The following is an 18,902-nucleotide window of genomic DNA, read 5'->3' on the forward strand; positions in this document are numbered from 1 at the left end:
TCCATCGTAGTGCTGGCGTCCGCCTTATGGGGGGCACTGCACCTGTGTGGGGGGATAGTGGCCAAGTCGTTACGCTGACGGGGGCTCTGCGGGCCGGAAGACAGTGAGCCGGAACCTTGCCTCGGTGTGAATAGTCCCGGGCTCGTTCTCAAGCCGGCCTGCGATGGCACTGAGGTCAAGGTGGTGCCCTGCGGGTCCCATGAAGGCAAGGTCGGCTGCTTCCTTGCGGGTCAGCGATAAGGGGAATTCGATGTCGAGGGTTTCCGCGGCGGTGAAATGGGGGGCCATCGCCGCAGCCAGCCGGCTGTCCTTGCCTTCTTCAATACCGAGCATGCCCGTGATGCGGGCAATGGAGCCGAGGTGCCCGGAGCGTGGCGTGACCACCACCAGCCGGCCCGTTGGCCGCAGGACACGGGCGAACTCCAGGGCATTGCGCGGCGCGAATATGACCGTGATGGCGTCGACCGAATTGCCGGCCACCGGCAGCGGCTGCCACACGTCCCAGACCAGGTTCAATGCCTCGCTGTTGAGCCGGGCAGCGCGCCGGAGGGCGAACTTGGAGATGTCCATGCCCACGGCGGCTACGCTCCGGCCCGCTGCTGCCGCGTGGTCCAGCAGGACCCGCAGGTAATGTCCGGTTCCGGTTCCGGAGTCCAGGACGACGGCGGGTTTGCAGGTCAGGGAAGGTACGACGGCGGCCGCTACGGCTTCTGCGAGGGGCCGGTAGTGCCCGCCCGCCAGGAAGTTGAACCGGGCCTCCACCATCCCGGCGGTATCAGCCTCGAAGGCGGTGCCTTTGCCCACGAGCAGGTTGTAATAGCCCTGCCGGGCCGCATCGAAGCTGTGCCCGGAGCTGCAGCGAAGGCGGCTCTGTCCTGGGGCATCCGGCCCCACCCGCTCCAACGGCTGGGAACAAACAGGGCACAGCAGCGGGAGGTCCGCGGGGGAAGGCATAGCCACTATCTTAGGGCTGTCTACAGGGCTGCCCGGCGGGCAGAGGCAAGGGTGCTGCGCATGGCTGCCTTCGCCGTACCTGTGACAGCCATACCTTGATCAGGGGAGGGTGACGGGTCCGTCGCCGAACCCAAGCCCCTCACGCGCCTTGCCGATTCCGGGCTCAGCCCAGTGGGCGGCGTACTCGGCGTTGCTGCTGAGCGAGCGCAGCTGGGCGCGGTCAATGTAGAGAACGCCGTTCAGGTGGTCTGTCTCGTGCTGCACGATGCGGGCCTGCCAGCCTGAGAACTCCCTCTGTGCCCGTGAGCCATCCGGCACCTGGAAGTCCAGCAGGACTCTTTCGGGCCGTGCAACCACTGCCTGCAGTCCGTTCAGGGAGAGGCAACCCTCATAAAAGGACGCCAGCTCCGTGCCCAGCGGGGAGTACCGGGGGTTCAGGAGCGCCATGAACTCCAGGGGACTCCGCTTCCGCACCGCTGCCGCCTCGGGGTCGACGTCGTACTGGTCCTCAATGACGGCTATCTGGAGTGGTATGCCGAGCTGCGGCGCTGCCAGCCCCACTCCCGGAGCCTCATGCATCACCTGCCGCATGAGTTCGATGAGCCGGTCCAGCTGGCCGGGAGACAGCTGCCCGTCAAAAGCGGCGGCGCGCCGGCGCAGGGCGGGATGCCCGGCCTGCACGATGGGCGGCAGCGTCCCCGCCGACAGGATCTGCTCCACAGTCTCCCTGATCTGTTCGTCGCTGAGGGTGGTCTCCGGCGGATTCTGGCTCATGGGAAAAGCCTACTGGCGGTGTGCGGTCCTGCCCGCCGGCCTGGGCTAGTGTCTTTTCCATGGCTGAACACCCCTCCCTGAATACCCCCGCACTGGACTGCGTCCTGGGATTCATCCGGGTCCTCGAAGCAGGCGGCGGATCCGCTGAGCTCCGGCCCTTCCTGGCGGAATCCTTCGTGCTGGTTGAAGCGCCGCACCTCCTGGCTCCGGAAGGTTCCACCCGGACGCTGGCCTCTGTCCTTGCCGGTGCCGACCAGAGTTCGGAGGTGGTGTCGGACCAGGAGTTCAGCATCAGGCGCACCACCTGTGAAGGCGGGAGGGTGGCGGTGGAGGCGGACTGGTCGGCGACAGTGCTGCTGGATCTGCCGTACTGGGACAGGGGAGAGACCATCCGAGCCAGGACGTCATCGGTCTTCGAGGTCAGGGACGGCAGGATTGTGAGCCAGGACAGCTACGACTGCTACTTCCGCGGTAGTTCCTAACGGGCGTGCCCTTCCGGCGCTCGTGGCTGCTGCATGGTGAAGCGCCTGGCCGTCCACCGGTTAAGTGCCGGAACCGATGCGGCGGTGCCAATGGCCAGGTTCCGCAGCTGCAGGAAGGGCGACGGCAGGGGACGGCCCAGCATCATGTTGATTTCGGACTGGCGCCTGGCGATGACGGCGGCCCGCCACTGCCGGGCCTCGAACTCCTTCAGTGCCTCTTCCACCGGCTCTCCTGCCAGGCCCTGGCGGATCAGGGGCGATAGGGCCCGGGCAGCCATCCAGCCAAGATTCATGCCCTGGCCGCCGATCGGGCTGATTTCGTGCGCAGCGTCCCCGATCAGCAGCGCCCGTCCCGCCACGGTGCGGCGGGCCAGGGCGGACCGCACGCTGAACGCGCTCAGCATGGTGTTGGTCTCCACGTCCGGCAGGATTCCCGTCCGCTGCAGCACCAGGCGGGCCAATCGGCGGGCGTCTGCCGCCTCCGCCGGCTTGCCGAGGCGCACCACCCACCGCCGCAGACCGGCCGGCAGCGGGAATGACTCAACGATTCCCCCGGATTCAAGGTACAGGACTGCCATCTGCCCGTGGTGTCCGGAGTCCGCAAAGTCGCCCATCAGGTAGTGGTCCGGATAGGCCTTGGTGCGGACGGGCACGCCAAGAACCTGGCGCATCCGCGATTTCGCGCCGTCGGCGGCGACCACATAGGACGCCGTGAGGTCCCGCGGTCCCGTCCCTCCAGCGGAAGGTTCGACGACGACGGCGGCCCTTGCGCCGTCGTCGTGCAGTCCCGTAACCCTGACGCCCCTGACAATGGCCCCGCTGTCGAGGGCAAGGACGCGATCCTCCAAAAGCTGTTCTGTCCGGTGCTGGGGAAGGGCCAGTACGAACGGGAAGGCTGCGGATACGCCGTCGAAGGACATGCTCCCCACTGTTCGTCCGCCGCTGACCGCAAGGCCTGTACGGATCGGTACCCCCTCCTGCACCATGGCGGCGGCCAGCTGTACCTGGTCCAGAGCGTCGAGGGCGGGCGGGTGGATTCCGATGGCGCGGGTATGGATGTTCCGTTCCGTCCTCTGTTCGATGATGCGGACCGAGACTCCCTCCTGGAGGAGCGCAGCGGCCAGGTAAAGGCCCACCGGTCCGCCGCCAACGATCACCACGTCCGTGGCCATGTCAGTTCCCCTGGTATTCGAGGACCTGGTGGAAGGCGCTGCCGGTCCGGACCGCCCAGCCCGGGGGAGCGAGGGCGCTTAGTTCCGCGCGCGTATAGCTCCGGCGGATGGAGGTCAGCCCGTCCGCGCGGATGAAGGAGTGGCGGAAAGGAAGTGCTGCAGCACTGAACAGGGCGTAGGCGGCGGGGCTGCGGCGGAGATCGTTGTGGAGCGCTGCTTTCCGGGCAAGCGTTTCCGAGTGCGCCAGCAGCTCCTGGAGCTGGCCGGCATCAAGGTGGTGGAGGACATGGTTCGAGATCACGAAGTCGTACTGCCTGCCCTCCTGTACGAGGTCGGCACTGTGGGCCAGACGGAAACTGACGCCCGGAACGGCAGTCCTGCGGAGGGCGAAGGCGGCGGCGCGGGGATCCGGATCAATGCCTGTGATGTGGAGTGCGAGCCGGTCGCGTGCGGCCCAGCGCGCCAGCATGGTGGCGAGGTCGCCGCCTCCCGACCCGATGTCCAGGAGCGTTCCCGGGCGGGAGGCGGCTGCAAGGAAGGGGCGCAGTTCACGAACGTACAGGCGCCGCCATCCGGACAGCACGCGGTTCACCAGGGCAAACTGCCTGTAGGTATTGTCCAGGGCCTCGGGGTCGCAGTCGGGCAGGTCCATGATCTCCGTGGCCCCGGCGTCGCGCTGCCGCAGCAGGAAGTCCACCTGGTCAGGCCACCGGAGCTTCCGCCGCCAGCCGCTCCTGCCCGTTGTGTTCTTCCGGTGCAGGGCGCGGGGCCTGCCGCAGTTTGGTGAACAGCGCGGTCTCCACCGTGAGCCCCGGACCGAACGCCATGGAGCAGATCCGTTCGTCTCCCGGCTCGGGTGCCTGTTCCAGGATGCGTTTGATGACAAACAGGACCGTGGCGCTGCTCATGTTCCCGTAGTTCCTGAGGATTTCACGGGCCGGGACCAGCTGTTCCTCCGTCAGGCCGAGCCGGGACTCGACCTTGTCCAGGATGCTCCGGCCACCCGGGTGGATGGCCCAATGGCGGATGGCGGAGTAGGGGAGTGCCGCGAGTTCCGGCTCCCGGGCCAGGAGCGGCTGGAGCGCACCAACGATGTGGTCATCAATGATGTGCGGAACGTAATTGCCCAGGACCATCTCGAATCCGTTGTCGCCGATGTTCCATGCCATGGAGTCTTCGCCGACGGGCGTGAGGACCGTTTCGAAATGATCCAGTTGCAGCAGGGCTTTGTCCTCCATGCCCGGCCTGGCTGTCACGACGGCGGCCGCGGCGCCGTCCGCGAACAGCGCCGATCCCATGATGGTGTCCGGATCGTTGGAGGTGCGCACGTGCAGCGAGCACAGTTCCGCACAGACGACCAGGACCACCGCGTTGGGGTCGGCCTCGCAGAACGACTTGGCGGCGCGGAGGGCTGGAAAGGCCGCATAACACCCCATGAAGCCGAGGTGGTATCGCTGGACGGCAGGGTCCAGGCCGAGTTCCCGCACGATCTTGTAGTCGGGCCCGGGGTTGAAGAAACCCGTGCAGGAGACGGTCACCAGATGAGTTATGTCAAGTAAATCGAGTTCCGGGCAGGCCTCGACGGCGGCACGGGCAGCGGCGACGAACAGTTTCGTGGCCTCCCGGCCGAAGATCTCGTTGCGCACTTTGGTGCTGGGATTCAGCAGCAGGCCGGTGGCGGCGTCGTAGAACTGCGGGTCCTCGGCCTGGAAATCGTTGGTCATTTCCTCAACGGCCGTAAACCGGGTGTCGATGGCCGCCGCATCGAAGCATGTGCCCACCAGCCGCGAACCGAGCCGGGTCAGTCCGGGCTGCGCCGCAAAAACGTCCCGGGCCTCGGACTGGATCAGCATCGTTTTCGGAACTGCAGTTTCAAGTGAACGCACGTAGACCGTCATTGGTTCATTCTTAGCGAGCCGCGGGATAAAGGCAACGGTGGTCGAGGCGCTGACCTGCGGACTTGTTGAGTGTTTCTCTGAGACGCCGGCGTGGCGGATCAGGCCGCTTCCGGGGTCACTAAGATAACGCCGATAATCTACATTATGTAAAGTAGTACTCTGCGTATTGCATCAGATGAATCAATTGTGCGATCCCCCGGGACCAGCAAGGAGTTCTCTAACTTCCTTGAGATTCCGCGGATTTTGCGGCCTGACGGCTTTGATGTGCCGCGGCCCAAGCGCTCCTGAGGGCTGCAACGCCGAATCTCGAAGAGGCCAATACAAGCGTTTGACCTGCGGTTTTGTGCTGATGATGCATTTGATGAATCATTGATTCAGGATTTGAGTGCAAACTTCGATGGAACTGTGGGTCGAAAATGGCGGTCGACGCGTCCGGGCGTGTGCTGCAGCTGAGCGCTGTTCAGCTGCTGCATCCCGAGGAACAGACGCTTGAGGACATGCTGACCGGGTGGCGCAACCAGCAGCTCTCCAGGAACCTCCAGTTCGACACGATCGACAAGGGCATCGAATGCGTCCGCCGGTTCGTGAACCATGTGAACGAGTTCCCCTGGAACTGGGCACCGGAGCATGTCGAGGAGTATTTCGGCGACCTCCGCTCGATCCACCAGCTGAAGCACTCCACCGTCCGCGGTTACCAGTCGACGCTCCGCCGGTTCACGTCATACGTGTCGAACCCCGACTACGGCTGGGACCAGGTCTGCGAACAGCGCTTCGGCACACACCCGTCCCAGGTCTTCTTTGACTGGAACACCGCCTCCCACACGCAGGAGTACGAAGGACGCGCCTCCAAGCGGCCGTTCACAAAGACGGAACTGCAGATGCTGTTCGATCACGCCGACGACCAGGTCGAACTCATCGCCGCCTCAGGCAAGAAAGGCTGGCAGGCAGCCTACCGGGACGCCGTCATGCTGAAAGTCGCCTACTCGTACGGGCTCAGGTTCAACGAGCTCCGGCACCTGCAAACCATCGACTTTGCGGCCAACCCCCAAGCACGAAGGTTCGGCAAGGCAGGCGTCTGCAAGGTCCGGTTCGGCAAATCACGCAAGGGCTCCCCGCACAAACCCCGCAGCGTCCTGACGGTCTTCGACTGGACCGCCGGCGTTATCGAGGACTGGCTCGCCAACGGACGCGGCACGCTCGACACCCTGGACCTCTTCCCCAGCGAACGCGGCGGCCTGATCTGTGAACCCACCCTGCTGCGCCGGCTCCGGCGCTACCTCAACGAGCTGGGCCTGCCGCTGGATGGCCTGGACCTGCACTCGCTCCGGCGCTCCTATGCAACGCACCTGCTGGAGGACGGATGGGATCCTAGATTCGTGCAACATCAGATGGGCCACGAACACGCCTCAACCACCGGGATCTACCAGTTCGTCAGCGACGACTTCCGCAACACGACCCTCCGGGCGGCGCTGGACCGCACCATGGATGAAGTCCTGGGCGTGCAGATGAGGGGTCAATGGTGAGACGCGAAGTCGAATACAAATGGCGGCTCTCTGAGCTCATGGCAGCGCGGGGACTGCACAACACCACGGACCTCATCCCCCTGCTGGCCGAGCGCGGCATCACCTTGTCCCGGCCACAGGTCTACCGGCTCGTCAACCAGAAACCCGAACGCGTTGCGCTGCAGGTCATCGCGGCGATCTGCGACATCTTCTCCTGCGGACCCGAAGACCTCATCACCGTCACAGCCGCCGACGTCCGCGCCCGCAAGACAGGAACCAGCGCCCCCAACGTCGTTGACCTGAACCGCACCGTCAGACCACGACGGGCACGCATCATCGACGATGACCACTGACAAACCCGAAGGCCTCAGCCCCCGCAGCACCAGCCGCGGCCGGCCCCGCACCACCGGGACCGCGACGTGCGCACGTTGCGGCCGGGCCGCCGGCCGAACACGCGCCACCTGGCCCGAAGGCCGAATCTGCGGGCCCTGCTTCACCACCGCCACCCGCACCCACGGGACCTGTCCGGATTGCGGCCAGCACAGACTTCTACCCGGACCACAGGACAGCAGCGGAGGGCCCCGCTGCGCGCCCTGCGCCGGCATCCTCCATGACTTTCACTGCACCCGCTGCAATGTTGAAGGTGAGTTTTACCGACGCGGTATCTGCGCCCGCTGCGCCCTCCGGGAGGACCTCAATGAGCAACTGCTGACAGAATCTTCCGACCCCGAAACAGCCAGCAGAATTGTCGATGTCCTCTGCAAAGCAGACCGGCCTGAAAGCATCATCACGTGGAAGCGCTCCCCCAAAGTCCAAGCCCTCCTCCGCTCTCTATCGAGCGGGGAGACTCCGCTGACGCACGAAGGACTCGATGCCGCGGCTGAGTCAGCGAACCGCGAAGCCAATCACCTGCGCGCCTTGTTCATTCATCACGGACTCCTCCCCTACCAGGACCCGTATTTGGCCCGGTTCGAGACCTGGGTTGACGACAAGCTCCGCGACTTGTCCGAGGAGGTCGCCAAACCCGTCGCGCAGTTCGCCACCTGGCATCACCTCCGGCGCATCCGATCCATGACAACACCGGAGAAGAGTGCCCAGGCCCCGGTGCACTCCGCCAAACAGGAGATCACGGAGACCATCAAGTTTCTGGACTGGCTCTGGGAAACCCACCAGCGGACAGCGGCGAACTGCAACCAACAAGACATCGAAACCTGGCTCGCAACCGGTCCCACGACCAGAAAAGCTGTCCGCACCTTCATCGTCTTCATCAAGAACACCGGCACAAACCACCGAGTGGACATGGGCCACTACACAGCCAAGACCCGCCCCGCGATCACCCAGGACCAGCGCGTGGCCTGGCTCCGGGAACTGCTTACAGGCACCAGCGAGTCCCTGACCTACCGAGTCGCCGGCATCCTGCTGCTTCTCTACGCCCAGCCGCTCGTTCGGGTCGCCAAACTCCGGACCGACGCTATCGAAACCAATGAAAGCACCGGCAACATGTGGATCACCTTCGGCCCGCATCCAGTGCCCATTCCCGAACCTTTCGCCGACTTGCTTCGAGAGCACCTTAAAGGCCGTCCGAATCTCAGAACAGGATCAGACGCACAAAGCCCTTGGCTCTTCCCGGGGACCCGGGCCGGACAACCACTTCACCCAAACGGCATCATGGATAGGCTCCGCAGCCTGGGCATCGACCTGCGCGGCGCACGAAACACTGCCCTGGACGAACACCTGTTAGTCTCACCGCCGCCACTGGTCGCCGACGCCCTCGGCTACAGCCATCAAATCGCGTTCCTCCACGCCGACGCAGCAGGCGACGCCTGGTCCCGCTACGTCAACCTCCGAACCAAACCATGACCTTCCCGCCGCAGCTCGGGCCACGACTACACGCACTTTCCTCCGCCACGACTGTCAGCCTGCGCTAGGCTCACACCATGACGGTGCATGGCCAGTTCCAAGGAGATCGAGCCCGCACGCCCGAAGAGGAGAAGTTCCTGAAGGAGCTCGCTCGCGGCATCGCCGGCTGGCCCCCGACGAACCCCAAGCTTGATTCCTTTAAAGTGTTCGCACGCATCAAACCGCTAGTCGTGATTCTGGACGTCCCTGGTATCGAGACGCCGGACGCGTGCACACTTCAGGTTGCGTACTGGCACGACGGACCCAGCGGCCGCACTTTGGAAGGTGAATGGGGAGATAGCCACGTCTTGGACAACCATGTCTACGACGGAGATGGCCTCACAATTATCGGCTTGGAGGAAGCGCCGGATACCTACGGCCACTTCGCAGCCAACTGGCTGGAACGTCAGCTTAAACGCCCCGTGGAACGGCTTGATTGGCTACAGGGTGGACAGGCCAAGGAGTCAACATGGCGCCTGCAAGACTCGGGAAAAAAAATTGCCCGAAGTGGCCGGTCGTTGCGCCTTCCCTCCAAACAACCCGATCGCGTGCTCAAAGTTCGGTAGGGAGATTGGCTCTTCGGCTGCTATTTCCACTGACCAAGCGGCCCTACCGCAGGATGAATACGCTCACTTTGAATCCGCAGGGATGCCAGTAAAACTTTGGAAGAGGTACGGGGCGGTCCGCCCCCGGCCAGTTGACCTCCCCTGTTCCTGTGCCTTCCGGCCATCGACGGAACTCTCACATAACGTGACTTGGCCGAACGCATTCCAAAGGCGACCGCGCGCCGTCGTAATGTCTCCGGACTAATGAATGCCCACTGATCTTGCCGCAGCAGTGTGTTCGCCCGAGCGCCCGTTCGGGACACAGCGGGTACAGCCAGGAGCGACACGCCTTCGAAAAATTCTGTGGGGGGACACGCCGCTCCCCCGCAGCCGCGTCTGCCTCGGGCTGGGATGGCCTCAGAGGACCAGGGTCCGCGGAGTCACGGTGAGGTTGATTCCAGCCTTGGCACCCAGAAGGTCCTTCGCAAAGTCCGGAACGCCGATGTGCCCCCGCCAGCGGCCGGGAGTATCGTCCATGTCCCGCAACTGGTCCTTGTCCTCGGGATTCCAGTCGCGGACTGCTGTGGGAATGGCGCTGTTCCAGGCTGCCCATGCTTTGGGCAGCGGCCGGTCTTTGCCCGGAGGTTCGATGTCGACCACCAGGGTGTCCTGCCAGTCCTCGGTTTGCTCCAAATGGTCATCAAAGAAGAAGTGTCCTTCCTTTTCCCTGATGGACATCAACCGCAGCCTGAGCGCGTGACGGAGCCGGGGCACTTCCCTCCCGCCGACCCGCGGCCGCGGTGCTTTCGAGGAAAGAAAAGTGGTCAGCAGCGGCAACGGCGAGTCGATCGGGTCCCCTTCCTTCCAATGCTCGATCTGGACGGGACAGAAGTGCGCGGCACTCTGTTCGTGGACCATTACCGGCAGCCCCCGAATGGCCAGGCCAACATCAAGCTGGAACTCGACCTCAGGCGGGGCCTCCTTGCCGACAGTGAACCCTGCCAGCTCAACTTCGATCTTGAGGTCGCCGAAGAGGAAGCGCTGGAGGTTCTGGTATCCCTCTTCCGAATTGACGATGCCGTAACGGCCGCTGTGGCTTCGGTGCACCACCGCCAGCGGCGCACCCTGGACAGCGGCATTGTCTATCTGGACCAGGCCGTCGCTTCGGGCTCCTACCGCTTTGGACGAAAGGCCCAAGGCGACGTCGTAGTCGCCGGGATTGGAGCCAACAAGGCAAAACAGTTCATCCAGCGGAAAACCGTCATCCGGCATCTGCGTTCCTACAAAAGCGTCCCGCGTCAGTCTCCGCCTGAGTGCGGGCGGGGTGAGGTACTCATACATCCTGTCCGGTCCAAAAATGTCTGCCCCTTGAACACCAAGGACGTCACGGATTTTCTCAAGCAGGCCAAAGCCGACGGCGAAGCGGATTCCGCCATGCGGTGTGGCATAGGTGAACACCCGTGCCACGTACCTTGCCCCGGCGGCCGGGTCGACCTTGCCCTCTTTGCCGGCAAGGGTTTCCGGTATAACGCGCTGCAACAGTGAGCGGCAGATCAGCCCTCCCATCGAATGGGCCACCAGGAAAACCTTGGGGGCACCGGTCTTCTCAAGGACGAGCTTGATGAGCTCAAAAAGATCCCGGGCGGCGTCTTCGAAGGAGAAGCTCTCCCCCTCCTCGCCGAAGGTGTCTGCGGAGTCATCGTAAAACCGGTGGATCCATACCGATGCCGGGTTCACGGAGCCGGAGTCCACGCTGTTCAAGAAGGCCCACTGGTCGCCGTGGACGGGGACTTCGTATTTGTGGTCGGTGACAAGCCGCAGCATCGGGGACTCGAACTGGTGGAACTTTGCCCGTCCGTTGCCGTCGGCACGGACATGGACCGAGCCCTGGCTGAACCCGTAAAACGGATCATCCACTGCATTGTTAATGGCAGAGCCTGTCCCGGCGAAACCGCGGACATAGATCACCGGAAGCCTGCCATCATCGCCGGGGAATCCCATGCCTCGTCCTTCCTGCAACAACGAATCCGGATCTTTCTGCCAAAAGATGCTCCTGTTGTGGGCAGTGGACCACTGGAGGCGTTACCGCCGCGTTACCGCGCGGCCCTTTTTCTTGCACCAGCGGCCGACAGCCCGTGATAACGCGGCCGTAACGGCACCGCAGTGTACTGGTCTGAAGTGACCAGCTTTCGAGGAGCCAGCCGTGGATGACCGAGTAGCCGTGAATGACCAGCCAGCTGGCCGCCACTGTGACGAAAAGCCCCAAACCCGTCCGGTTCTCCGTCCGGATCTGTCGACCCGCAGAGAGCGCCTCATCCGCCTGCTAAGGCTCAAATGGGTCAACGGCACCGTGCTGCACTACTGGTTCCTGGCCGCGCCTGCGCCACAAAAGGAAGCAGTCCGCACAGCCTTCAAGGAGTGGAAGGACCTGGGCATAGGCCTGGAGTTTTCCGAAGTGGCGGACCGCAGCGAAGCGGAAGTCCGGATCGCCTTTGACCAGGGCGACGGCTCATGGTCGTACGTCGGGCGGGACGTCCTGGGCATCAGCGCCAACGAGCCCACCATGAATTTTGGCTGGGATCTCACAGATGAATACGGCCGCACCACGGCACTTCACGAGATCGGCCACACCCTGGGCCTGCCGCACGAACACCAGAACCCCTTTTCCGGCATCGTCTGGGACGAAGCCAAGGTGTACGAATACTTCGGCGGCGCGCCCAACCACTGGCCGCCGGAGCAGACACTGCACAATGTGCTCCGCAAGATTGACACCAGCGAGGTCGACGGGTCGTCCTGGGACCCTGATTCGGTCATGGAGTATTGGTTCCCCGCCGGGTTGATCAAGGAACCTGCGCGATTCCAATCGGGGCTTAATCCGCCGGGCGGCCTGTCCAACGCGGATAAGGAATGGGTGCGGAAGTTCTTTCCCGCCCTGCACCCCACGCTGCCTGTTCTCCACCCGTTCCAATCGGTGCCGCTTTCCCTGGTTCCCGGCGGCCAGGCTGACTTTGCGCTGGAGCCCCAGGCCTCGCGCAAGTACGAGATAGGCACCTTCGGTGCAGCCGATACCGTGCTGGTCCTGTTCGAGGAAGTCCAGGGCGGGTTGCGCTTCGTCGCCGGGGACGATGACAGCGGAGAAGACCGGAACTCACGGGTATCCGCGAAGCTGTTCCAGGGCAGGCGGTACGTGGTGCGTGTCCGTCTGTACTGGGCCGGAGAGTCCGGACAGACCGCTGTCATGCACTGGTGACCGCCCCGGCCATTCTTGCGCCAAAATTTCGGAAACGCGGGCCAACTCCTGATTTTCCTCCAGCAAGATCAGAACACCTGAACAGACGTCCCGCCAGGGAAAACAAGTTTCGGGCGGCAATAGGATGGGCCCGGGCGTATGCCCTGGCCCTCCCAGACATTGAACTCAACCCGGGGAGGCGTGACCGCGCGATGCAAGAGCACAGCTGGTCCGAGCCCGCTGGTGAGTCCGGTGCCGATCCGGAGCTCCCCTCGACAGGTTTGTTGATTATCCGCACCTGGCATGAACCGGGCCATCCCCAGGGCTTCAGGGCAAGAATTACCTACGGACAGACAGCCGGCCGGGGCCAGCACACTGTTTCTACTGCCGACCCAGCGGAAGTTCTAAAAGTTGTTAAGCACTGGCTCGCCGCCCAGCCAGGGGTCACCGGCCGGAACTAGGCGCTCCTTCGCCACGCGCTCCCGGCGTTCAAGGACGGGGGCAAGGAGTTCCCTGACCGGCTCCGCGGGCAGCAGCCCCATGTCCTCCTGCAGTTGCTGCCGGTACCGCTCATAGGCCCGCAACGCGGCCCCCGGATTGCCTCGCTGCAGTTCTGCCCGAATCAGGAGTCCGACGGCGTTCTCATAGAGCGGTTCGATGCCCACCGCCGCCTCTGCGGCTGCCCCTGCCGTTCCGTAGTCCCCCAATGTGAGCGACCTCGCGGCGATATCCGTGAAAATTTGCAGCCTGTCCTGCTGCAGGCGGCTTTGTTCAAACACCACCCAGTCTTCATACCAGCCGGGAAGCAGTGGTGCATCACGCAGCTCCCCAAGCAGGGAGGCGGCGCCTGCAACGGTGCCGGGCTGGCCCAGCGTTCGCGCATGTTCCCGGATCCGGTTCACATCGACCTCAACCCGGTCGCTCAGGGACAGCAACCTGCCCTCGTTGATGATCAGGCCCGGCACCTGCCGGGACGTCAGATGGACGCTGACCCGCAGGCTTTCGAGGGCCTTGGAATCCGGGTACTCGGGCCACAGCAGCCCTACGAGATAGCTCCGGAGACGTGGGCCCTTAATGGCCAGGGCCGCGATGAGCCTCTGCTGCCGTGTCGCGACGTGGACAACGACGCCGTCCTGGCGTAGGCGCCAGGACCCGAGCAGGTCCAGTTTCAATTCTCCATAGCCGTCGTCGTCCATGGGAACCTGATTTCGGTTCAGCTAAATGTGGTGGATCAGTAGAACTGAGGATCCTCATTTCGTTTGCCCTTGTCAATGCGTTCTGTCCCCTTTTTCCAAGGGGAGAGACCGCTATCGGTATGGCTTTACGGACAGCCAGCGCCGTGCGGCCTACCTCGGGACTTTTGGCTCTGCCTGCTGTAGCCGCAAAGCCGCATGCTGGATGTCCGTGCAAGAGCATGGCATGACCCTGAAGCAGCGTGGCCAGGAGGCTGCAAGCAGTGCCCAGTACCGGATCACCGACGCAACGGCCACCTTGGAAAGGCTCCTCCGGGTCTCCCGGCAAGATTATGTCCGGCAGGTATTCCGGGCCGGCCATCGCTGTGGCCCTGGCTGGAGAATGGGGGCTCCTCTCCGGGTGGTTGATGCCTCGGGGCCCGTTGACAACAGCGGAAGCACTGGCGACCATGGCTGTCAGCCTGTTCGTGGGCGTTTCTGCGGGAGCACTGATGCGGTCGCGCTGGGCGATGCTCTTTTCACCTGCCGTTTCCGTCGCCGTGTTTGAAGCAACCCGCATGGGTGTTGATGGACCAACCGTGGACAGCGTCCAGACCAGCCCTTACGGCCTTCTTGCCTTCATCGTAGGACGCGGTTTCCACGCCCTTCTCGGCCTCACTCCCATGATTCTCGGCGCGGCCCTTGGCGCCGCACTTATGCGGTCCGGTCAGCACTCCCCCGGCCGCCACGCAGCACTTTGGCGCGGAATTCGGAGAACTGCTGCCGTAGCCGTCGGCCTGGCGCTCCTAGCGTTGGCTGCCGTGATTGCCCGGCCGGCATCGACCGCCCCTTTGGTGGGCCCTGACGGCCAACCGCTGGCCGGAAGCATTGCAGAGCTTAGCTCTGTGCGGGCCGGGGACAAGGACCTGGGCCTGATGCTGCGCGGCGCCAGTACGCGTAATCCGGTCCTGCTGTTCCTGGCCGGCGGCCCTGGTGGATCCGAATTCGGCGCCATGCGCAACCATCTCCCTGCCTTGGAAGAAATCTTTGTTGTGGCCACGCTTGACCAGCGCGGCACCGGCACGTCCTACCCGGACCTTGACCCAACCTCCACCCTTAGCCTGGAGGGATACATCGAGGACACGCTTACGGTGACCAATTACCTGCGGGATCGGTTTGGCCAGGAACGCATATATCTCATGGGCCAGTCCGGCGGAACCATCCACGGCGTCATTGCCGTACAGCGGGCCCCGGAACTGTACCGCGCGTTCATTGGGGTGGGTCAAATGGTCAGTCCCCTCGAGACCGACCGGATTTTCTACCAGGACACCCTTGACTGGGCGAAAAAGACCAACAGCCAGGAACTGGCCCGTCAGTTGGAGGACATCGGTCCCCCGCCCTACAGGAGGATGCTCGACTACGAAACCGCACTGTCCCATGAATATGCTGTCTACCCCTACGACCACACCGGCAATTCGGAAGGTGAGGGCGGGTTCTCCGAGAACTTCCTCGTCCCCGAATACACCTTTACCGACCAGGTACATCTGCTCGGCGCGTTCATGGACACCTTCGCGGTCCTCTACCCGCAACTCCAGGACACCGACTTCCGGAAAACAGCTGTCTCGCTGGATATCCCTGTCTTTTTCGTCCAGGGCGCGCATGAGGCGCGCGGCCGGGTTGAGCCATTCCGCGAATGGGTATCGGTTCTCGCTGCGCCCGGCGTAGAGGTGGTGGAATTTGGGAAATCGGGGCACCGGCCGCTGTTCGAGGAGCCCGGCAAGTTCGTCGCTTACATGCGGGACACTGTTCTTGCCGGCACCGCATAACGAGTTTCTGCCCGGGCAGGCGGAACGCAGCCGGGCGGGTCAGCGCTTGGATCCTATTCCGGCCCCTACCAGCGCTCCGACGCCAAGACCTAGCGCAAAACCGAGAAACGGGCTGTCGAAGACAGCCAGCCCAAGGGTGATGCCCACGGCGGCGCCAAGCAGGGAGCAGATCCAGAGCGGCTTGTTCACAGGGCTCCCCTTGTCATCGCCGCACCGGCGGCGTCAGCCGTCATAGGCCCTCTGGAGCTCCGCGATGTCCAGCTTCCCCATACCCAGCATGGCCTGCATCGCCCGCTGCGAGCCGTGCGGGTCGGGGCCGGCGATCAAGGACGGCAGGATCGACGGAACAATTTGCCATGACACTCCAAAGCGGTCCTTCAACCAGCCGCACTGGCTTTCGGAGCCGCCGTCGGTAAGTGCTTCCCAGTACCGGTCCACCGCGGACTGGTCCTCGCAGTCCACCACGAAGGAGACAGCTTCCGTGAAGCTGGAGCCCCGCGCACCGTTCAGCGCAGTGAATCCGCGGCCTTCTAGTTCAAAGTCGACGGCGATAGCCTCACCTGCCACACCCGGTCCGCCCTCCCCGAAGCGCGAAACGTTCAGGATTTTCGAATCGTCGAAGACCGAAGTGTAGAACTGTGCCGCTTCTTCCGCCTGGTTCTCGAACCAGAGGCAGGTACCGATTTTCCGTGGCATACGTGGCTCCCTTCCGGCTCGAGCCTAGTGCCGCATTCCACACCGCACAACGGCTGGCATTAGGCTCGAATCCATGAGTCCCCGCGCTGTTAAAGCTCCAAAGCCGCCCACCATGCCCCTGCTGCTCGGTGCCGCAGCAGCCGACGTCGTCCTGATCCTGGTGTTCGCAGCTGTGGGACGCGACGCACACCAGCGCGGCGACATTCTGGCCGGCGTCCTGCAGACGGCCTGGCCGTTCCTCGCGGGCGCGGCCCTGGGGTGGCTGGTGGCAAGGGCATGGCGGGACCCGTTGTCGGTGCGCCGGGCCGGGCTTGCCGTGTGGCTCGGCAGCGTGGCGGGCGGGATGACCCTGAGGGCCGTGACGGGGCAAACCGTAGTGCTCCCGTTCGTCATCGTTGCTTTGCTCAGCCTTGGAGTCTTGCTGGTTGGCTATCGTCTGCTGCTTGCAGGCGCGAGGCGACGCCGCCGTACGTAAGCGGCCGGACGCGGTGTGCTCCAGCAGCACCCCGGTGCTGATGTAATAGGCTGGCAGCAGAAGCCGGCCGGGCACTGCCACGGCGCAACAGATCCGAAAGGGTTCAACGTGATCACCGCATTCGTCCTGATCAAGACCGACGCTGCCCGCATCCCCGAGACGGCCGAGGAGATCTCGGCGATCGAGGGCATCAGCGAGGTATATTCCGTCACCGGCGAATGGGACCTCATTGCCGTCGCCCGCGTGCACCGGCACGAGGACCTGGCCGATGTCATTGCAGACCGGCTCTCGAAAGTGCCGGCAGTCGTCCACACCACGACGCATATTGCTTTTCGCGCCTACTCCCAGCATGACCTGGACGCGGCGTTTTCCCTGGGCTTCGAGCAGTAGGCAAGCCGCCCTCAGCGGGCGGTAAGGGAAACCCATTTCTCCAGGACAGCTGCGGCGGCGCCGGAATCAATCGATTCGGCTGCACGGACAAAGGCCGTCCTCATCCGGTCCAGGAAGGGCCCGTCGGCGTTTTCGTCGAAGGCCACCAGTCCAGCGGCAGCGTTAAGCAAAACGGCATCACGGGCGGGGCCTTCCTTGCCCGCAAGGACGTCCCGGACAACCGCCGCGTTCACTTCCGCGTTGCCGCCGCGAAGTTGCTCCACCGTTGCCAGGCTGATGCCAAGGTCCTGCGGCGAAAATGTCATTTCGCTCACAGCCCCGTTCCGAATCTCCCAGACGGTGGACGGCCCGGTGGTGGTGAGCTCATCGAGGCCGTCATTGCCCCGGAAAACCAGTCCCCTGCTCCCCCGCTGCGCCAGGACGCCCGCCACCAGCGGCGCCATCCTGGCGTTGGCGACGCCGACAGCTGAGGCCTGCACCTTGGCCGGGTTCGTGAGGGGGCCCAGGAAGTTGAACGCCGTGGGAACAGCCAGTTCCCGCCTGGGGACCGCGGTGTGGCGGAACGACGGATGGAACACCTGCGCAAAGCAGAAGGTGATCCCCGCCTCCTCGGCGTTGCGGGCAACCTCATCAATGGTCAGGTCCAACCGGACACCCAAGGCCTCCAGCACGTCGGCAGAACCGGACGACGACGACGCCGCACGGTTGCCGTGCTTGACGACCTTGGCGCCGGCGCCGGCAGCGACCAGGGCCGCCATCGTGGAGATGTTCACCGTGTTCAACTGGTCTCCGCCGGTGCCGACGATGTCGAGTTTTTCGCCCGAAATGCTGATGGGGTTTGCGTGGGCAAGCATGGCATCCACCAGGCCGGAGAGCTCCTCCACCGTCTCACCCTTGGCGCTGAGGGCGACAAGGAATCCCGCGATCTGCGCCGGCGTGGCCTCCCCGGACATGATGGTGTCCATCGCCCACGACGTATTGTCGGCAGTGAGATCTGTCCGGCTGATCAGTGCCGAGATCAGGCGGGGCCAAGAGTTGCCGGTCGGTGCGGAAGCCTGTGAAGTCACCTCCTGATGCTATCGAGCGTTGGCGCGGACTGACCAATATGAACCCCTGCGGGAACTTTTCCGCGCGAATTCGCGTCTTTGTAGAAAAAGTCCCCCGAAAAGGGCGGTTTGCGTTGGGCAGCACGGACTTTTACAGACATAATGTCTATGTGACATCTGCGACCCATGCCCCCAGTACCCCGGCGCACCCCACGCTGAACCGCCCCAACATGGTTTCCGTTGGAACCGTTGTGTGGCTGTCGAGTGAGTTGATGTTCTTTGCCGGTCTCTTCGCCATGTACTTCACACTGCGCTCCACAAGCGCACAGATGTGGGCGGACGAGACAGCCAAGCTCAACTTCCCCTTCGCGCTTGCCAACACGATTGTCCTCGTGGCCAGTTCGTTTACCTGCCAGATGGGCGTCTTCGCCGCCGAGCGCCTGCAGCCGCGAAGGACCGGGGGTGTGTTCCAGTTCGCCCGCTGGGGAATGAACGAATGGTTCACCCTGACCTTCCTCATGGGTGCCTTCTTCGTCGCCGGGCAGGCCACGGAGTACGCGATGCTGGTCTCTGAGCACGTATCGCTCTCCTCCAACGCCTACGGCTCCGCCTTCTACATGACCACCGGCTTCCACGGCCTGCACGTCATTGGCGGGCTCGTTGCCTTCCTGCTCATCATGGGCCGGTCTTTTGCCGCGAAGAAGTTCGGGCATTTCGAAGCGACTTCGGCGATTGTCACTTCTTACTACTGGCACTTCGTGGATGTCGTGTGGATCGGCCTCTTCCTGGTCATCTACGTACTCAAGTAGCCAGCTTTGATTCTTTTTCTACAAGAGGCAGAA

Annotated in this window: 20 protein-coding genes; 10 read left to right on the forward strand and 10 right to left on the reverse strand. The window is 63.8% G+C overall.

Going from position 1 to position 18,902, the window contains the following annotated elements; translation table 11 throughout:
* Nucleotides 1-69 precede the first annotated feature (69 nt).
* Together AC4BCK_RS10405 and AC4BCK_RS10410 are read right to left on the reverse strand one after the other, a co-directional pair.
* Nucleotides 70-954 (reverse strand): putative RNA methyltransferase, encoded by an 885-nt coding sequence (locus AC4BCK_RS10405; protein WP_400634686.1) that lies wholly within the window; start codon nt 952-954, stop codon nt 70-72.
* 99 nt (nt 955-1,053) lie between these two features.
* Nucleotides 1,054-1,728, reverse strand: coding sequence for a peptide deformylase (locus tag AC4BCK_RS10410; protein ID WP_363955924.1), 675 nt, complete (start codon nt 1,726-1,728; stop codon nt 1,054-1,056).
* 59 nt (nt 1,729-1,787) lie between these two features.
* Here AC4BCK_RS10410 and AC4BCK_RS10415 point away from each other — a divergent pair, with 59 nt between their 5' ends.
* Nucleotides 1,788-2,210, forward strand: coding sequence for a nuclear transport factor 2 family protein (locus AC4BCK_RS10415; protein WP_174174430.1), 423 nt, complete (start codon nt 1,788-1,790; stop codon nt 2,208-2,210).
* On the opposite strand, the gene AC4BCK_RS10420 is transcribed toward AC4BCK_RS10415, so the two are convergent.
* From AC4BCK_RS10420 to AC4BCK_RS10430, 3 genes are read right to left on the reverse strand one after another with little or no spacing between them, the layout of a single operon-like run.
* Nucleotides 2,207-3,382: an FAD-dependent oxidoreductase gene (locus AC4BCK_RS10420; protein WP_251420105.1), complete on the reverse strand. Its 1,176-nt coding sequence runs from the start codon at nt 3,380-3,382 to the stop codon at nt 2,207-2,209. The two genes, AC4BCK_RS10415 and AC4BCK_RS10420, sit on opposite strands and share 4 nt — an antisense overlap.
* Before the next feature lies 1 nt (nt 3,383).
* On the reverse strand, nt 3,384-4,034 hold the full coding sequence (locus AC4BCK_RS10425) for a methyltransferase domain-containing protein (RefSeq protein ID WP_490566906.1): 651 nt from the start codon (nt 4,032-4,034) through the stop codon (nt 3,384-3,386).
* A gap of 49 nt (nt 4,035-4,083) precedes the next feature.
* The gene (locus tag AC4BCK_RS10430) at nt 4,084-5,280 is read right to left on the reverse strand and encodes a type III polyketide synthase (RefSeq protein ID WP_251420104.1); all 1,197 of its coding nucleotides are present in this window, start codon (nt 5,278-5,280) and stop codon (nt 4,084-4,086) included.
* A gap of 416 nt (nt 5,281-5,696) precedes the next feature.
* Here AC4BCK_RS10430 and AC4BCK_RS10435 point away from each other — a divergent pair, with 416 nt between their 5' ends.
* The 4 genes from AC4BCK_RS10435 to AC4BCK_RS10450 all read left to right on the forward strand — a co-directional run bounded on the left by AC4BCK_RS10435 (nt 5,697) and on the right by AC4BCK_RS10450 (nt 9,247).
* Nucleotides 5,697-6,803, forward strand: coding sequence for a tyrosine-type recombinase/integrase (locus AC4BCK_RS10435; RefSeq protein ID WP_490566886.1), 1,107 nt, complete (start codon nt 5,697-5,699; stop codon nt 6,801-6,803).
* Nucleotides 6,797-7,135 carry a helix-turn-helix domain-containing protein gene (locus AC4BCK_RS10440; protein WP_217432637.1) on the forward strand — a complete coding sequence of 113 codons (339 nt, stop codon included), beginning with the start codon at nt 6,797-6,799 and terminating at the stop codon, nt 7,133-7,135. The genes AC4BCK_RS10435 and AC4BCK_RS10440 overlap by 7 nt, the downstream gene beginning before the upstream one ends.
* A 565-nt stretch (nt 7,136-7,700) precedes the next feature.
* The gene (locus AC4BCK_RS10445; RefSeq protein WP_490565905.1) at nt 7,701-8,642 is read left to right on the forward strand and encodes a recombinase XerD; all 942 of its coding nucleotides are present in this window, start codon (nt 7,701-7,703) and stop codon (nt 8,640-8,642) included.
* Nucleotides 8,643-8,719: 77 nt separating this feature from the next.
* Complete coding sequence (locus AC4BCK_RS10450) at nt 8,720-9,247, forward strand: hypothetical protein (protein WP_251420661.1); 528 nt, start codon at nt 8,720-8,722, stop codon at nt 9,245-9,247.
* A gap of 396 nt (nt 9,248-9,643) precedes the next feature.
* Here AC4BCK_RS10450 and AC4BCK_RS10455 read toward each other — a convergent pair whose 3' ends face one another.
* Nucleotides 9,644-11,227, reverse strand: coding sequence for an alpha/beta hydrolase (locus tag AC4BCK_RS10455; RefSeq protein ID WP_364273238.1), 1,584 nt, complete (start codon nt 11,225-11,227; stop codon nt 9,644-9,646).
* A 202-nt stretch (nt 11,228-11,429) separates the two neighbouring features.
* Between AC4BCK_RS10455 and AC4BCK_RS10460 the strand changes: the two genes are divergently transcribed.
* The gene (locus AC4BCK_RS10460; protein ID WP_251420103.1) at nt 11,430-12,476 is read left to right on the forward strand and encodes a M12 family metallopeptidase; all 1,047 of its coding nucleotides are present in this window, start codon (nt 11,430-11,432) and stop codon (nt 12,474-12,476) included.
* A gap of 383 nt (nt 12,477-12,859) precedes the next feature.
* Here AC4BCK_RS10460 and AC4BCK_RS10465 read toward each other — a convergent pair whose 3' ends face one another.
* The gene (locus AC4BCK_RS10465) at nt 12,860-13,651 is read right to left on the reverse strand and encodes an AfsR/SARP family transcriptional regulator (protein ID WP_490565906.1); all 792 of its coding nucleotides are present in this window, start codon (nt 13,649-13,651) and stop codon (nt 12,860-12,862) included.
* 446 nt (nt 13,652-14,097) lie between these two features.
* Between AC4BCK_RS10465 and AC4BCK_RS10470 the strand changes: the two genes are divergently transcribed.
* Complete coding sequence (locus AC4BCK_RS10470; RefSeq protein ID WP_363958894.1) at nt 14,098-15,453, forward strand: alpha/beta fold hydrolase; 1,356 nt, start codon at nt 14,098-14,100, stop codon at nt 15,451-15,453.
* Between the two features lie 39 nt (nt 15,454-15,492).
* Here AC4BCK_RS10470 and AC4BCK_RS10475 read toward each other — a convergent pair whose 3' ends face one another.
* Nucleotides 15,493-15,642: a hypothetical protein gene (locus AC4BCK_RS10475; RefSeq protein ID WP_174174415.1), complete on the reverse strand. Its 150-nt coding sequence runs from the start codon at nt 15,640-15,642 to the stop codon at nt 15,493-15,495.
* A 33-nt stretch (nt 15,643-15,675) separates the two neighbouring features.
* A complete protein-coding gene (locus AC4BCK_RS10480) occupies nt 15,676-16,149 on the reverse strand; it encodes a VOC family protein (protein ID WP_251420101.1) in 474 nt (157 codons plus the stop codon).
* Between the two features lie 73 nt (nt 16,150-16,222).
* On the opposite strand from AC4BCK_RS10480, the gene AC4BCK_RS10485 reads away from it, so the two are divergent.
* Nucleotides 16,223-16,624: a DUF3054 domain-containing protein gene (locus AC4BCK_RS10485; protein WP_174174411.1), complete on the forward strand. Its 402-nt coding sequence runs from the start codon at nt 16,223-16,225 to the stop codon at nt 16,622-16,624.
* Between the two features lie 108 nt (nt 16,625-16,732).
* Nucleotides 16,733-17,014, forward strand: coding sequence for an Lrp/AsnC family transcriptional regulator (locus AC4BCK_RS10490; RefSeq protein WP_013601017.1), 282 nt, complete (start codon nt 16,733-16,735; stop codon nt 17,012-17,014).
* Between the two features lie 11 nt (nt 17,015-17,025).
* Here the strand turns inward: AC4BCK_RS10490 and trpD are convergent, their stop codons facing one another.
* On the reverse strand, nt 17,026-18,081 hold the full coding sequence (gene trpD, locus AC4BCK_RS10495) for an anthranilate phosphoribosyltransferase (RefSeq protein WP_174174409.1): 1,056 nt from the start codon (nt 18,079-18,081) through the stop codon (nt 17,026-17,028).
* Nucleotides 18,082-18,194: 113 nt separating this feature from the next.
* Here trpD and ctaE point away from each other — a divergent pair, with 113 nt between their 5' ends.
* Nucleotides 18,195-18,869, forward strand: a complete 675-nt coding sequence (gene ctaE, locus AC4BCK_RS10500) for an aa3-type cytochrome oxidase subunit III (RefSeq protein WP_217432071.1) — start codon at nt 18,195-18,197, stop codon at nt 18,867-18,869.
* Nucleotides 18,870-18,902: the final 33 nt, after the last annotated feature.

The sequence above is a fragment of the Pseudarthrobacter sp. As-47 genome (assembly GCF_058215595.1).